Genomic DNA, 15,649 nt, shown 5'->3' with positions numbered 1-15,649 from the left:
GCAACAACCACGGCACATGCGTGCCGTGGTTGTTTGTTGCATCAGAGCACCTCTGAATCAATGACAATAAGTGTTCACCCTTCACGGCCAACGATAACGCACCCCCGGCGGCAAGCGCAATGTCTCGTCGCCGAGTCGACCAAGGCCAAAGGTCACGCCATCGGCACTGCGCTCCAGCCGGGCGTACTCCGTCCATTGCACAATCCAGCCGTTCCGTTGCATATCGCCGCTGAGCGGTTGGCCAAGGTTGGCCAGCAGCTCTTCCGGCACGGCGTAGCCGGGGCAGAGGCGATCAGCCGGCGTCCCATCACTACACTGCGCATGTCGTATCGTTTCGGCGAGGTAGAGTTCTCTGCCCAAGGCACGCTGTTGCACCATGCCATCGCGCCATTCGAGACATACCCGCTCGAAGCATTGCAACCATCCCCACCCAAACGGCACCGCCGGCGTGAGCGGCCAGCCGGCCCGTTCGACTGCGCCGAGTTCGGCCCATGCCTGCATAAAGCGTGCCGGCACGAAGTAGCCGGTTTCGGTGAAGAAGGCGCCGCCTTGCGCTTCAACGGCCAGCGTAGCCACTGGCTGCGGCGCAATTAGGTCATTTCCTGCTTGATCGCGCAACCCGACCGCAAGTTGATAGGCGCCGGGCAGCAGTTCGAGCGGCAACGCGATCGGCTGCATGTGCTCGATGGCAGCGGTGGTTGGCCAACGCGCCGGCGGCAGTGCCCCGTAGAGCAAGGGCAACTCGCTGTGCGCGGCAACGCGGTCGCCGGCAACGAGCACTCGCACCACGACGATCAACCCGTCGGCTGGATGTGGCGCAATCCGCTGCCACTGCAAGCTGAGCGTCACTAGTTGGCCGGGTTCGTAGGCTGCGCCGAGCGGCGGGGCTAGTTGCACGCTGGCCAGTTGCACCCCGCCTGCCACCACCGGTTGCAATGGCGGCTGGGCCGGCCCGGTGGCAACTGGACGGTAGCGGTCGATCACGCCGAGTGATCCGTCTTGAGCGTAGCGGTGGCGAATGATCGCAATCATCTCTGGGGTCAGCCAGTTACCAAGGTAATCGAGCAAGAGCAGCGGCAACTCACCGTTGGCCAGCTCGTACAGAATGGCAGTCTGGTCGGCCAAGCCTTGATCGAGCAACTGGCGAAACTCGAACACCGGCATGCGGGCGGTAACACCGGCACCGCTGGCAAGACCGGGCAAATCGGTGAAGATGATATTGCCAGCAGCCCGAGCTTCATCGGCCAACGCGGCATCGGTACGGGTCAACGCTGCTAGCACTGCTGCTTCACGCTGCGCATCAGCCCATACCCCATACTGCCCTAGCACAAAGCGCGGCGGGCTTGATTCAATCAATCCAGCCGGGCGTAACCGGTTGGCATCCCACAGTGGCGGGTAGTAGAGCAGGCTTGCGATCAGCAGCACACCCAACCCGACCAACGCCGCCTCGCCAGTCCGGCGCAGTCGGGGATCACCGGCCAGCGCACGCCATCCTATCCCAGTCAACCAAATCAACCCGGCGTACCATTCAAAAAAATAGTTGGCATACGCGCCGACCTTGCCCACACCGATCGCGCCGAGCGTGCCGGCTAGCAGATAGGCGAGAGCCGGGATCAGGGTTGCGCGTTGCCCAGTGTGCCACGCCACCGCCACGCCGATCAAGGCCGTGAGCAGCAACGGCCAGCGTAAGGCCACTTGCTGCCGCCAAAAATCAGTCGCCAGCGCCAACTCCCAGCGATTGGCGTTAGCCGCCACTACGTGCAACAAAAACCGTCCCGCCGTCGCCCATACCAAGCCGGCCACGATCCCGCCGCCAACCAGAGCTCCAGTAATGAGAAAAGACTGCAAGGCGTGGCGGGCATGCGATTCGGGGTGGGAATGGAGCCAGATCCATCCGGCGAGCAGGTAGACGCCGGCAGCCAGCGGCCCCGCGATCAGCGATGGCTTAGTCAAGAGACAGCCAACCGCCAAGACACCGGCCAGTGCGCCGCGCCAGATCGGCGGCAGCCGCTGGTGGCCAGCCACCCACACCGCCCATAACCCCAGCGCTACCCCAACCAGATCAACCCGCATCAGCGGCATCCACTCGCGCACGACCGGAATGGCAAGCCAGAGCAACGCCAACCATGCTCCGCGCCGCCCGATCAGCGCCGCCAACGCTGCCATACTTGCCAGCGCGCCAAACAACGCCACCAGCCTCCCCGCCGTCAACGGCACGCCGGTGAGCGATGACATACCGGCACTGAGCAACACGTACAGCGGCGGATAATTGACAATCAAAAATGGTTCCTGCGCTGGATCGGCATACAAATGCCAGATCGGTTCACCGCCGGCCAAGCGGCTCACCTGCGCCAACAACGGACCTTCGCCGTAATCGAGCGGGAAAGGGAACGCGAGCAACAACCGAACGTGCTCAGCAGCATACCAAAGGTAGAGCGCCAGCAAACCAGCCAGCGCGCCGATCGTCACCCAATGCAACCAACGAAATACAGAACGTCTCATGGTAAGATAGAACTCGCTGAGCAATGGCGCTCAGCCACGATACCACGAAGGAGAGCCTCTATGATCAGCCAGCGCATTGCGCGGCGCATTCGCGCCGTTCCACCATCGGGCATTCGCCGCTTCTTCGACATCGCCGCCACCATGCCCGACGTTATCTCACTCGGTGTCGGCGAGCCTGATTTTATCACGCCGGAGCACATTCGCGCCGCAGGCCAAGCCTCAATCGACCGCACCACCGCCTACACCTCTAACTCTGGCCTGCTCGAACTGCGCATCGCGCTCGCCGAGCACCTCAACCGCCGTTACGGCGTGCAGTACGACCCCGAAACCGAGCTGCTGATCACCGTTGGTGTCAGCGAAGCGATGCTTGGCGCAGCGCTGGCCCTGCTCGATTCCGGCGACGAAGTGTTGATGCCAGAACCGTGCTTTGTCGCTTACCCAGCGTGTGTCACCTTCGCCGATGCGCGCGTCGTCTACGTGCCGACCAGCGTCGCCGACGACTTTCAAGTGACCGGTGCGGCGCTAGAGGCAGCGGTCACGCCGCGCACCAAAGCGATCTTGATTGGCTATCCCAACAACCCGACTGGCGCCGTACTCAGCCGCGAACGGTTGTTGGAAGTGGCGGCAGTGGCTGAACGCCACGACCTGATCGTCATCTCAGACGAGATCTACGACCGGCTGGTCTACGGCGTCGAGCACACTTGCTTCGCGGCGCTGCCCGGCATGCGCGAACGCACTGTACTCCTTGGCGGCTTCTCGAAGGCTTACGCGATGACCGGTTGGCGCCTAGGTTGGCTGGCCGCCCCCGCCGAAATCACTGCCGCCGTGCGCAAATTCCACCAGTACGCGATTATGTCGGCTCCAACGATGAGCCAGTACGCCGGTCTTGAAGCCATCTTGCACGGTGAAGAGGCAGTGCAGGAGATGGTGCGCGAGTACGACCGCCGTCGCAAGGTGATCGTGTCTGGTCTCAACAGCATCGGCCTACCCACCTTCGAGCCGCAAGGCGCTTTCTACGCCTTCCCGCAGATCAGCCATCTCGGTCTCAGCAGTGAAGCCTTTTGCGAGCAGTTGCTGCACAGCGAACAGGTAGCCGTCGTGCCGGGTGACGCCTTCGGCCCAAGTGGCGCCGGCTACGTGCGTGCGTGTTACGCCACCGCGATGAACAAGATCGAAGAGGCATTAGAACGGATCGAGCGATTTGTCCGCCGGATTAGGTAGGGACATAGCGGCGCTACGTCCCTACTGGCGGAGTGAAACCCACAGCGAGGTACATTATGCCATCGCGCAACAACGAGACCGCCACCGAACTCCGTTGCTCGCTCACCGGACGGCCACTCACGCCGGAAGAGGCCTACTGGGCGCCGCCGCTGATCACCGCCCGCGAGTTGGTGACGACCTTTGTCAAGACCCTGTTCACCAACCCAATGGCGCTAGGAGCTATCTTGCTCAGCGAGTTGCCCGATGTACCCTACGCTCCAGAAGCGCGCCCGTTGCTAGCCCGTCGCCGCTCGGTCGAACAGGCCAAGCTACTGGCGCTGTTGCTGGTGATTGCGATCGTGGTCATCGGGCTGATCTTCTGGCTGGTGCGGTGAACGAAGACGACGTTCGCTCAGCGCCAACGCTATCTGATCCCGCCGATCAGCAATCGCTCGCCACGCTCAGCGGTGGCCGGCGCTGGTTGCTGAGTGGATTGCTGCTGGCAGTGATAGTGGCTTTGCTCCCTGCCGGACGGGTGCTGTTAGCGACCGGCTTGTGGCTGATCGCGCCGGGGTACCTGCTCGAACGCAGCTTGCCCGGCCCGCGCCCGCCGTGGCTGTTGCGGGTCGCGCTTTGGACGGGTATCAGCCTGAGCATCGTGCCGATTGTGTACCTGTGGGTCACGGCGGTGGGCGGGTCATTGCCGGTCTTCGCCCTCACTACTAGCGCCATCCTGTTGACACTGGCGGCAATTGGGGCAGCGTGGTGCGACCTTGCCGGCGTGCAGGGACGGCCATCCGCCGCGACGTGGCTGCTGGCGGTTGTGCTGGCAATCGGCGCGTGGCTACGCGCCGAACAGATCGCCGATCTCGCCCTGCCGGCATGGGTCGATTCGGTGCATCACGCGCTGATGGTACGGGTCGCGGCTGAAACCGGGCGCGCACCGTGGACGCTTACCCCCTATCTGCCGGTAATCGAAATGCCTTACCACTGGGGCTACCACGTGGTGATCGCGGCGGCTTGGTGCCTGAGCAGCGGTGCATTGCCTGACGTGATGCTCTGGAGCGGGCAATTGCTCAACTGGTGGCAGAACGTGGCCGCCGCAGCGCTGGCGCTGCTCTGGTGGCGACGGCCTAGCGCAGCGGTCGTGGCTGCCGCCGTTGTTGGCTGCATCTCGTGGATGCCGGCTTATTACGTGTCGTGGGGCCGGTACACTCAACTGACCGGCCTGTTGCTGCTTGTGGCGTTGGCCATTGCGTGGCATCAGTGGCTTGCTAGGACACACCGCCGCGAACGCGCCGGCTGGCTGGCGCTGGCGGCACTGATCGCCGCCGGTCTTAGCCTCGTTCACATGCGCATCTTTGTCTTTGGCAGCGCATTGCTCGCGGCCCAGAGCGTCGTATGGAGCTTGCGCCAATCGCGGCGCACCATCGTCACACGCGCAGCGCAAGCATTTTTGGCCGGAATAGTTGCAGTCGCCTTAGCTGCGCCATGGTGGTGGCTGCTGCTACGCCGGGTGCTCGTGCCGGCAGTGACTGGCACTCAAAGCCTCACCACCGGCGGTTCGTATGCCCAGCTCAGCTACGACCTGATGTGGATCGGCCCAAACGAATGGTTAGTGGCGCTAGCTTTGATCGGCGGTGCCCTCGGCGTGGCCCGCCGGCAAGCCGCCGCAGCGGTGCTGATGCTCTGGGTGGGTGGGTTGGCAGTGCTGACCAATCCGTGGCTGATCAGCTATCTGGCGCCGCCGGCAGGTCTTGCCGTCCTCCTCTACAGCCTCACGCAGCGCAAGTGGCTGTGGAGCGGCGTTGGCTTGCTCTTGCTAGCGATAAACCCGGCAACGGTGCGCTTGCCTTTCCTCTGGCTATTACCGGTGGACATCGCCGTGATCAGTCTCTTTCTCCCCCTCAGCAGCCTCATAGGCGGCGGGGTTGTATTGATCTGGCCGGCCCAGCGCCGTTTTTGGCAGATCACTGGCGTGGCGGCATTGCTCGGCTTCACGCTCTGGGGGGCATACCAGCAACGTGCGATTGTCAACCCGGTGACAGTTTTGGCGACGGCTGCTGACCGGAGGGCGATCGCGTGGGTGGCCGATCACACTCCGCCTACGGCTCGCTTCTTGATCAACGCCGCGCCGTGGCTGCCGGGAGTCGCCCGCGGCAACGACGGCGGCTGGTGGATCATGCCACTCACCGGGAGGTGGACCAGCACGCCGCCGGCGCTGTTTGTGTATGGTGATGTGACGTCGGTACAGGCCACACGCCAACGCAGCCAGCAGATCATCGACGTCGGGAACGGGAAAGAGATCGATCTCGATCGCTTGATTGCCGCCGAGCAGATCGACTACATCTACACCTCACCGAACGGGCCGCTGCGGCCTGAACTCTTTACGCACCGGCCCGGCTACGAGGTAGCGTTTGCCGAAGGGGGAGTGGTGATCTATCGGGTTGCATCTGATCGGAGGTGATAGGGCGGAGCGCGCGCTTTGTCTGCTGAAGTTTCCTATTACGTTCCTACGGCAACGCCACGCTCCACCAATCGCGCCAAGCGAAGAATGCTGTCAGATAGACCACGCACACGATGCTGAAGAGCGTATCAAACCGCTGCCAACGACGCGGCTGTGGGTGAACGGCAAAGCTCGCGATCCCAAGTAACACCAAGATGAGCAACCCGCTCCCGGCTATATAGAGCCGGTAGAGCGGCGTTGCCCGATCAACCACCCCGTGAGTAAACCGGAGCAAATTCTGTAAATCGGCGGCAATCGGCCCATCAGGGGGGAAAGCCGGCGCCAACGGCGCCAGCAACGCCGCGAACGGATTGAACGCAACGGCAACGACAACCGGCAGCGTGGGTTGCGTATCCCTACCTGCGATCAACACCCCGACAACCAACCACAGCGCCAACACGCTATATGCAAAGAACAACGCAGCCGGCGGATTGCGCATCACCGTCACCCAACACACACCATACGCTCCACTGAGCAACGCCGTCACGACAATCACGGCAAACGCCCACCCGATCTCCGGCAAGCTCAGACTGCCAAAGAGCGGCAGCAAACTAAAGAAAGGCAAAGTGAGACCGATCGCAAGGATCATCACAGCCCACACCACCAGTAAGCGCGCCAACAAGACTATCGGGTTCAGCTTTGTCTGCAACCCAACCGTATAAGCACTCACTGCCAATAGAGGTGAAAGCAGCATCACCCATCCCTGCAACGCCAAACAGAGACTCGTGGCAAAGAGCCGGTCAATCTGCGCATTCAAGAGCGGCAAGTCAGCCAGAGTTGCCATTCCTGCCAGTTGCCCCGTTCCCTGCGCGGTTAGCAACATCACCAGTACGGTGCTGATGAAGAGCAGCATAATGCGGCGCCGCCGAATGAGCCGCTGCCACTCTTCGCGTAACGCCGCTCTCATGGCAACACTCCCTGCACACCACCCGTCGCAACGACGCAACCAAGCCGATCAAGCCCGCCGCTGAGCCGGAGCCGCACCTCACCGGAACGAAGATACGGTTCAGCATCAGTAATGGTCGTTGTTGAAAGGGGATTGAAGACGAGAGTGTCCCACGCGCCGGTTACCCAATTGTAAGCGCGCAGAGCGAGGTTCACATTGCTCGTTGCGTCGGTGGGACTGAGTCGTACCTGTATGGCGCTAGCCCGTAGCAATGACAGATCAGGCGGCAAGCGTAGGTGGATCTCGGCTGTCTCGCCGCTCAACTGCACGCCTTGGCCATTGAGGCATGGGGTCGCTTCAGAGCCGGCAGGATCAAGGCGCAACCATCCCACGGGTAGAGAAAGTTCACCTTGCCCCCGAATCGGCGGTCGCATCATAAAGAGGGTTTCAACCGCCCCTATAGGGGGTTGTACCAGCACAGTTGGATCACGATCCAGCCATGCCAGCATAAACGGCCCCGGATCAAAGCGCGTAGGCAACGCTGCTACCGCCGCATCGACCAAGGCGGCCCGGATTTGCGTCTCCTTTTCCATGTTGCCATCAAGCAGCAAGCCATTATCCTGCAAATCCTTGATCACCAATTGACCGAGTGACAAACCAGCAACAGCGGGGGCCAACAACGCCGGCCAACGCGCGACCGAGCGCGCGCCGGGACGCAGCGTGCCAAAGAACAACAACTGATCTCCATACGCGACGAAGACATCGCGCAGAGTATACTGGCTATCATTCTGCACATCAACCCGCAACCGCCCTTGATCAACCACCAACGTCGCCCGCACTGCCGGGGCTGGAATGATTGCCGTTGTCCATAAAGCCTGCGTTCGCCAAGGCGCTAACTGCCGCTCTAGCTGTGTCGTCATCTGCGCAAAGCTCTCACTCCCGTCCGCCGGCGAACCATCGCTGCCAGCAATTATGAATGGGCGAGCAATCACCGGACTCGTAAACAACATTGTTTCCGTCCGCGGCATCGCCGACAGCATCACGCTGATCGTCTGGGCTTGCGCTCGTTCACCATCGATCACCTCGATTAAGGTCATCTGCAAAGCGCTATACGCTGGGGCCATGTTCGCGTTGGCCCACCACAACCCTACAATGGTGCTGATGAGCGCAACAACCAGCAAGCTCACCACCGGCACCATGCGCCGCCAGCGCCAAAACCCTAGCGCCAGCAACACTATCACGACCGCATACCACGTGAGCGCCGTCAACCCTTCGGCAAAAGCCGGGATAGCGATCTGCGGCAGCGCACCGAGCATCGGCGTAAGCGTTTGTAGCTGCCAAGGCGTGATTTGCGCACTAGCGCCGACTGGCGTTGACACCAACAACACCGGCTGCGCCAGCGCCGTCCAGAATTGCTCACGACCGGCCCAATCGGCCAGCGCTTCCGGCGCAAACGCGAGTTGAGTCACCCGTCCGCGACCAACTGCATATTCCACCCACGCAGGCGCCTCTGGATCGCCTCGGTACTGTGCTCCGGTTACCGGCGCCAGATGCACGCCCAGCAACGGCGTATTCAACAATGATTTGCCAAGAGCAACTAATGGTGCGCGATCGATAACTGCGACGCCAGTGATCGTCGCGGCGTGCAACGCTGGCGGCAACGCTGCTTGCAGGGCAATTGCGGCTGGCCCGCCGCCGATAATCAGATGGCCGCCATTGTAGACCCACGCTAACAGTGCGGTTTGTTGCGCAGCCAGCAATGGCGCATCCAGATCAAACATAGCTAACACGCTCAGATTGCTCAGGCCGAGGTAATGGTCAGGCAGATTGGTCACCTGTAAACTACCGGCAGCGAACAGGTCGCTTGTTACCGGTGACAGACCTAAGACTGCTCGCATCCGTTCTACCGGTCGCAGCAGCAGTGCCACCTCTTGCCGATCCACAATGACGCCATCGATGGCGAGTGTAACAAACACGGCACGCACCGGCTGGGCCAGAAAGACGTACAGCCACAGCGATTGTTGCGTTTGCCCAGCTAACCGCAACGTCCGCACATATTGGATCGCACTGTCGGCTGGCGTCGCCGTCACCGTCACTGTCGCTGCCGCCAGCCCTTGATTGCGCAGTGTCACCTGCAACGGGAGCCACTGGCCTACCACATATTGCCCAGCAAAGGGGGCGCCTAGTTCGAGCGAAACTGGCGGTTGCGCCATCGCTACGCGAAATGACGCGATCTGGACGACCAATAAGCAGACCGATATCAGGCTGAGCAGGACTGTAAGGCGCAACCGGCGTACAATCATAGTGGCATGTCTGAAACGCAAAAATGATATTGCCTCATTATACGAGAAGGCTTGCAGGCCGTCATAGCGTCCAAACCGCCGATGCGCAATCAACGTCTTACCTTCCCGCTCGCACGGTGGCGCTGATGCATGTGTTATGATCAACGCAAAGCAGCAAACTTATCACTCATGCCATTATGACAAACGAAAGCCCACTCAGCGAACGCGAACGCGAAATTCTGCGACTGGTCGCGACCGGTGCTACCAACCAGCAGATCGCTATCGCATTGAATATTAGCGTCAACACGGTCAAGGTTCATCTACGCAATATCTTCGCCAAGATTGGCGTCGAGTCGCGTACCGAGGCCACAGTATATGCGATCCGCGTCGGAGTCGTGACAGTTGGGGAAGCAGGACTGGCATCTACTGATGAAGCGGCATCGTCGCTCGAACCGACGCCAGTTGTCACACTCCAACCAGCGAATCACGATCAGGTACCAGTTCCTACGAGCAAGCCAACCGTAGCGTCATCGGACATTGCGCCGCCGGTACTCACAGAATCGACACCGCCTACACCCTTGCCACCTGAGATGCCAGCACCCAACCCTCCGATCGCCGGGCAAGACGCCCCAGAAACGGTAACGGCACAAACTGCTTCGTTCCGCCCTATTACCCGTTTCGGACCTTGGCTGATCGGCCTAGCTGCTGTGTTGGTGATAATCATTACGCTCTTCGTAGCGAATGCGCGCCCCACGAGCAACACATCGCCAACCGTCAATCCCACCGCCGCGTCGCTTCTCAACCCTGAACAACGCTGGTTTACCCGCCAACCGCTCAGCGATCCGCGTGATGATTTCGCCCTCACCGGCTATGACCTTGAACGCCGGCTGTATGTGATTGGTGGGCAACGCGACGGCAGCATTGTCGCTACTGTCGATCGTTACGATCCCGAGACAAACCGCTGGGTGACGTTGACCGATAAACCAACCGCTGTGAGCCATGCGCGCGCTATCACGTTGCGAGGCTTGATCTTCGTCCCCGGTGGCGAAGATAGCACCGGTGCCGTGATCGACCGGCTCGAAATCTATGACCCGCGCGAACAACGCTGGTATACCGGCGCAGCCTTGCCGGCACCACGCAGCCGCTATACGCTAGCAGCATGGGAAGGCCAGTTATACCTGATTGGCGGTTGGGATGGCGCATCGATCCGTAATGAAGTGTTTATCTATGACCCCGTCCTTGATCGGTGGGAGACGGGACCAGCCTTGCCCCAACCACGTCGCAATGCCGGCTCTGCCATTGCCGGCGGTCGCCTGTATGTTATCGGTGGCGAAGGCATCAACGGCCCACTGCGTGAGAGTGCGCGGCTTGAACCAAGCACCGATCCCAGCCGGCGCTGGATTGCAATCACGCCATTACCACAACCGATCGCCCGTCCCGCTACTATTGCGCTATCAAGCACCCTACTCGTATTTGATGGTGAGCGACGCGAAGGGCTGACCTACGATATTGCCGCCGATGCGTGGAGTCGCACACCGCTGCCTCCTGAGGCTCAAGTCTTTCCTGATGCCGTGTTGCTCGATGCCAGCATCTATTTTGTCGGTAATCTTCAAGCCCAAGGGATATTGAGCGAATATCGCGCGTTGTACGTCATTTTTATTCCCGGCCAGTAGGGGCAGCTAGCAAGCGGCCCTACTTCGTGTTATATGGAGTGCGGCAGTTTGACTGCCGCACGCTATGCTGTACACAACGTTTACCAAACCGGCCCCCACAGGGTTGTGCTACGATCTACACTGCATCATAAATCGCCATCCACCGCTCAGCCAGCCGATCCCAGTCATACCGTCGAGCATGTGCGATCGCCGCTGCCGCCATCACAGCGCGGCGTGCCGGGTCGTTCAGCAGTTCCCCAATCGCGTTCGCAAGCGCCTTGACGTTACCCGGTAATACGACCATCCCCGCTGCGCCAAAATTGAGCATCTCGGCTCGATCACCCACATCGCCGGTAATGACCGGTACGCCTACTGCTAGACTCTCGATAATCTTCAGCGGTGAACGGGCCAGCGCGACCGAGTCATTGCGCACAGGATCAACACTCACATCGGCAAGCGACAACAACGCGCGCACCATCGGATACGGGACATGACCGGTAAAGATGACCCGATCACGCCACGGTTGCCGGCTCGTATACGCTTGGAGCAATGGCAAATCTTCGCCGCCGCCGATCAGCAACAGGACAGCACCCGGATGCTGCTCAGCGACCTGCCCAAACGCCGCGAACAGCAAATCAACCGGATGGTTATGCAGCGCTAGCGTGCCAGCATAGGCGATTACTGGCCGGCCAGATACTCCTAACGCCGCCGCCAACGCCGCGCGGATCGCCACTGGCGGCGCCGTAAATTGACGGCTGTCAACCCCATTCGGCACAATCACGCACGGTTGCCCAGCGCACGCCATCCGCTCGGCTAAGTAACGGGTATTCACCGTCAAACCAACCGCTAAGCGCGGCAGCAACCATTGCCAGAAGGCAAACACCGCCCGTTGCCACCCCGCAGTCAACCGGTTGGCGGTCACTTCATCATCATCGCAATCGACCAGAAAGGGCTGCCGGCGCAGCAGGCCCACCCCAATCAACGCGGCCATGCCATTGATCGGCTGCGGCTTTCCAAGATGATACCAATCAGCCGGCGAACACAATACCCCCCAGATCATACCGAGCGTTGCCTGCACAACCACCAGCAGCAATTGCCACGGGCTAAACCGTACCGGCACGTTGCCAACCTTACGGGCATGCATCTGGCCGACATACCAGACTTCAACCCCATCAACAACGAAGCGACGCTGAGCGCACGTGGCGAGATCGGGATGGAGCGCCAGCAACCGCACCCGCACGCCACGCCTGACAAGACCACGGGCGATGTTCAGATAGCGCCGGCCCGATGGCCGGTCAATCCCCATCGGCAAGAGAAAGACAACCCGCACTACTTGGTCACTCCTTGCAATTCGCGCGCTAGTTCGGTAATAATCGCTACCAACTGCGGCCACGATTCGGCCCGCTCGACGGTGGCAGCTTGCACATTCGCGGTCAGGATTGGAGCGAGATCCTCTTGGAAGTAGCGCACAATGGCGCGCGCTAACGAGGTGGCGTCTTGCGGCGGCACAATCAGGCCGTTGACCCCATCATGCACCACTTCGGGCAATCCACCAACATTCGTCGTAATCACCGGCTTGCCAAACCCAAAAGCCAATTGCACTACTGCGCTCTGCGTAGCCGAAATGTAAGGGAGCACAACCACATCGGCTGCCGTAAAGATGGGCAACAGTTCTTCGTTCGGCACATAACGATTCACAAACGTGATCGCATCAGCCACCCCAAATTCAGCCGCATACCGTTGATAATAGGCTAACGACCCCCAAATTTCCCCCACCACCAACAGATGCGCATCGATCTGCGCTCGCACATGCGCCATCGCCTGTATCAGATACTCTAGACCCTTGTATGGCCGCACAAAGCCAAAAAAGAGCAACAGCCGGCGATGCTCAGGCACTTGCCATTCTGTACGTAACGCTCTTGCCGCTGCGGCGGCTTCATGCAAGATCGGTTCATACGTCGGCAAAAACGCTTTGACAATCTTTGCGTATGGCATCAATGCCCGCGCACGATACCGATCAAGTTCGCTATGCACAATTAAGGCATCGGCGCGCCGCAACACTGCCCACGCCAATCGCCGGTCGATCACGCCGCCGCCGTCGTGTGGCAACACGTTATGGCAAATCATCGCGATCTTGGTCGCCGGCGGGCGCTTGAGCAAGCTCGAAATCACCGTCAGGCTCGGCGTCCAATACGGCACCCACCATTGTAAGAGCAGCAGATCAGGCCGATCGGCCCGCACCCGTCGCACCAAACGCCACCATGTTAGTGGATTTATCGGATCGAGCAGGTATTCGCAATCCACCCGCAACGGCGCACGGCTCGGATCACGATCGCTACGACCGGGAAAGAGCAAAGCCGGGTACTGGCGGGTGAAGGAATAGAAAAACGTGGTATGACCAGCGGCGCGCAAATAACGCACCAGCAGTGTCGTATAATGCGCGATTCCGCCGCGAAACGGATAGGTTGGGCCAACAACTGCCAGACGCACTAGCGGATTCTCCAAATACTCACACCGTCTTGCCGGTAGATTAACTCGTAAAACGGCGCTGCATCGATCTGTACCGGGTCGAGATATTCACCAGATGGATTGGCCGCCGGGCCATTGTAGAGATAGTGAAAGCCTAACGCGCGCAACGCAGCCACAGCTTGGGCGCTGCCGATAGGGTAGCGCTGGACTGCCTGATGTTGTTCGGCGATCAGGCGCAGCGTATTTGGCGGATCAGTCGCCTCAAAGCCCACTGCCATCGGCAAGAGGTTGGTACGACGTCCGGTCAGAAATGTGAGCCACCAGCCGCCATCGCTGCCGGCATACACATACCCGCCGTAGGCGGGAAATCCGTTCACGAAAATTGCCGCATCTGGCGGGAGGTGCTCGCGAATCCATGCGGCTGCCTTGAGATCGGCTGGTGTGGCCAGTTGATAATCGTAGTCAACCATTGCCGCTTGCATCGGCGCACCCCAGCCAACCAACACCAAGCCGGCTACGATCTGAATGGTGATCATCGTCGCGCTCAGCCGCCGTTGCGCCTGTTTGGTTATCATTACCCCCAACCGGATCAATGCCAGCAGCCCGGCACCGGCTGCCGGCGCAACGACCAGATAGGCGCCGATCAAGACGGCAAAGGTAGTAATCAAGCCTTGCCCGGTTAAGCCGAGCAATTGCGGATTCGCTGCTAACCACACCAGCCCGGCCCATAATGCCAGTACCAGCCCCCCGCTCTGTCGCCGCCACAGCAGGCTGATGAGACCAATTGCTGCCAGCGGGAAGAGGCCATATTGGAACGCCGCACCGATAATTTCTAAAGCAATAGGATTGCGCGTCTCAACATCAGTAGTGACAATCTGTGCCGCCATGCGCGTGATCTGGCCCTGTTGCACCCGCCACAACCACGGCCATGCCAGTAACGCCGCCCCTAATGCACCCAATATGCCAGCGCCGCCTAACCGCCTTAACGTCCGCCAGCCCACTAGCCCTGATCGGCCCAGCGCCACGAGCGTATACGTCACCACAAAACAGATTGCTAAGATCGCCACCCGATAGTGGCTAAACGCTAATCCGGCGCTTGCAATGCTGGCCAATGCCAACGGCGCCGCCAAAGATCGCCACGAACGCTGCGGCGACAATGCGCCATCGATCAATTCCATCCACGCTACGGCTACCGCCGGCAAGACGGTCTGCCCAGCCAGTTGGGTATATCGGCCCCAATTCACGTAGTAGGCCGGATAGAGACTGAGAAACCCAACAACGACCGCCGCCCACAAGCCGGTCAAGCGAGAGTTGGTCAATCGTGCCGTCAATAAATAAAGCAGCGGCGCTGCTAAGCCGCTCATCACTTGCCCAACCAATACCACTGCCTGCGTCGGAGGAATGCCGGCCAGCCAGTGCCACCATGCCGCTATTGCATGAAATCCGTAGTGGTAGGTAAAGGTCACTGCCGGTGCGTATGGCTGCCACGATTGAAACAGGCCGCCATGATCGATCAACAATTGGGTAATGATGGTATGATGGTAAGAATCGCCAAACAACCCTACCGGCACATCCCGCACAGCGAAGAGGCGTACCGCTAATGCGGCCACGCTTAGCCAAGCTACCATCCATCCAATAAGGCAACGTTGGCCGCGATCTGGCCGATGTATCCGTGGTACTGGCCAGAGGGCTAGCGCCACGAAGACAATCATCACCAACCACGCTGCAAGGCTGTTCCAGCGCCAGCCAATCGGCTCGCTCACCAATAACAGGAATGGAATGATAGCACCACTCAGGCTAGCCGCATACGCTAACCGCTCAAACCAGAGCAACGGGCCGGGATGCAACCAACGCAAGACAGCGAGACCGGGAAGAGTAAAGAGGAGCGCACCGCTGAGCACCGCCAGCAGCGAGGTTAGCAACGACCACGGCGCCCACCAGAGCAATCCCGGCACAGCCATGCTGATGATCGCCGCCAGCCAGATCACAGCTAACCAGATTACTGAACGGGGAAGCGCGCGCTGATCTGCAACCATTATCGTCTCAATCTGTTTCATGTCGCGTTTAATGGCGCATAGGCCGGTTTATTGTAGCATGTTTGTCGCCGCTAGCAACCGTGCTGCCGTCTTGCGCGCAGCCTTTCCCTATGACA

General features: G+C 60.3%; 10 protein-coding genes. 4 read left to right on the top strand and 6 right to left on the bottom strand.

What is annotated here, in order from left to right; translation table 11 throughout:
- Window positions 1-81: 81 nt before the first annotated feature.
- Window positions 82-2,502: a hypothetical protein gene (locus tag Q1A59_RS00275; RefSeq protein WP_298482620.1), complete on the bottom strand. Its 2,421-nt coding sequence runs from the start codon at window positions 2,500-2,502 to the stop codon at window positions 82-84.
- 60 nt (window positions 2,503-2,562) lie between these two features.
- Between Q1A59_RS00275 and Q1A59_RS00270 the strand changes: the two genes are divergently transcribed.
- From Q1A59_RS00270 to Q1A59_RS00260, 3 genes are read left to right on the top strand one after another with little or no spacing between them, the layout of a single operon-like run.
- Window positions 2,563-3,723 carry an aminotransferase class I/II-fold pyridoxal phosphate-dependent enzyme gene (locus Q1A59_RS00270; protein WP_298407775.1) on the top strand — a complete coding sequence of 387 codons (1,161 nt, stop codon included), beginning with the start codon at window positions 2,563-2,565 and terminating at the stop codon, window positions 3,721-3,723.
- Window positions 3,724-3,779: 56 nt separating this feature from the next.
- A complete protein-coding gene (locus Q1A59_RS00265; protein WP_298407772.1) occupies window positions 3,780-4,097 on the top strand; it encodes a hypothetical protein in 318 nt (105 codons plus the stop codon).
- On the top strand, window positions 4,094-6,169 hold the full coding sequence (locus Q1A59_RS00260) for a hypothetical protein (protein WP_298407769.1): 2,076 nt from the start codon (window positions 4,094-4,096) through the stop codon (window positions 6,167-6,169). The genes Q1A59_RS00265 and Q1A59_RS00260 overlap by 4 nt, the downstream gene beginning before the upstream one ends.
- Before the next feature lie 46 nt (window positions 6,170-6,215).
- Here Q1A59_RS00260 and Q1A59_RS00255 read toward each other — a convergent pair whose 3' ends face one another.
- Together Q1A59_RS00255 and Q1A59_RS00250 are read right to left on the bottom strand one after the other, a co-directional pair.
- Window positions 6,216-7,115: a hypothetical protein gene (locus Q1A59_RS00255; protein WP_298407767.1), complete on the bottom strand. Its 900-nt coding sequence runs from the start codon at window positions 7,113-7,115 to the stop codon at window positions 6,216-6,218.
- On the bottom strand, window positions 7,112-9,397 hold the full coding sequence (locus Q1A59_RS00250; protein ID WP_298407765.1) for a hypothetical protein: 2,286 nt from the start codon (window positions 9,395-9,397) through the stop codon (window positions 7,112-7,114). The genes Q1A59_RS00255 and Q1A59_RS00250 overlap by 4 nt, the downstream gene beginning before the upstream one ends.
- A 176-nt stretch (window positions 9,398-9,573) precedes the next feature.
- Here Q1A59_RS00250 and Q1A59_RS00245 point away from each other — a divergent pair, with 176 nt between their 5' ends.
- Window positions 9,574-11,049: a LuxR C-terminal-related transcriptional regulator gene (locus Q1A59_RS00245; RefSeq protein ID WP_298482618.1), complete on the top strand. Its 1,476-nt coding sequence runs from the start codon at window positions 9,574-9,576 to the stop codon at window positions 11,047-11,049.
- Window positions 11,050-11,164: 115 nt separating this feature from the next.
- Here Q1A59_RS00245 and Q1A59_RS00240 read toward each other — a convergent pair whose 3' ends face one another.
- From Q1A59_RS00240 to Q1A59_RS00230, 3 genes are read right to left on the bottom strand one after another with little or no spacing between them, the layout of a single operon-like run.
- Window positions 11,165-12,358 carry a glycosyltransferase gene (locus Q1A59_RS00240; RefSeq protein ID WP_298407756.1) on the bottom strand — a complete coding sequence of 398 codons (1,194 nt, stop codon included), beginning with the start codon at window positions 12,356-12,358 and terminating at the stop codon, window positions 11,165-11,167.
- Complete coding sequence (locus Q1A59_RS00235; protein ID WP_298407746.1) at window positions 12,358-13,533, bottom strand: glycosyltransferase; 1,176 nt, start codon at window positions 13,531-13,533, stop codon at window positions 12,358-12,360. Before Q1A59_RS00235 ends, Q1A59_RS00240 begins: the two co-directional genes overlap by 1 nt.
- Complete coding sequence (locus Q1A59_RS00230; protein ID WP_298490212.1) at window positions 13,518-15,533, bottom strand: DUF6541 family protein; 2,016 nt, start codon at window positions 15,531-15,533, stop codon at window positions 13,518-13,520. Before Q1A59_RS00230 ends, Q1A59_RS00235 begins: the two co-directional genes overlap by 16 nt.
- Window positions 15,534-15,649: the final 116 nt, after the last annotated feature.

This window comes from uncultured Chloroflexus sp. (genome assembly GCF_937951745.1).
Lineage (GTDB): Bacteria > Chloroflexota > Chloroflexia > Chloroflexales > Chloroflexaceae > Chloroflexus.
The sequence above is the reverse complement of the archived record's forward strand: the minus strand, read 5'-3'. Positions and strand labels throughout refer to the sequence as shown.

Excerpts from the sequence above, each read along its gene's own strand:
- Q1A59_RS00275 (WP_298482620.1), bottom strand. The coding sequence starts at position 2,502 with ATGAGACGTTCTGTATTTCGTTGGTTGCATTGGGTGACGATCGGCGCG.
- Q1A59_RS00270 (WP_298407775.1), top strand. The coding sequence starts at position 2,563 with ATGATCAGCCAGCGCATTGCGCGGCGCATTCGCGCCGTTCCACCATCG.
- Q1A59_RS00265 (WP_298407772.1), top strand. The coding sequence starts at position 3,780 with ATGCCATCGCGCAACAACGAGACCGCCACCGAACTCCGTTGCTCGCTC.
- Q1A59_RS00255 (WP_298407767.1), bottom strand. The coding sequence starts at position 7,115 with ATGAGAGCGGCGTTACGCGAAGAGTGGCAGCGGCTCATTCGGCGGCGC.
- Q1A59_RS00250 (WP_298407765.1), bottom strand. The coding sequence starts at position 9,397 with ATGATTGTACGCCGGTTGCGCCTTACAGTCCTGCTCAGCCTGATATCG.
- Q1A59_RS00245 (WP_298482618.1), top strand. The coding sequence starts at position 9,574 with ATGACAAACGAAAGCCCACTCAGCGAACGCGAACGCGAAATTCTGCGA.
- Q1A59_RS00230 (WP_298490212.1), bottom strand. The coding sequence starts at position 15,533 with ATGGTTGCAGATCAGCGCGCGCTTCCCCGTTCAGTAATCTGGTTAGCT.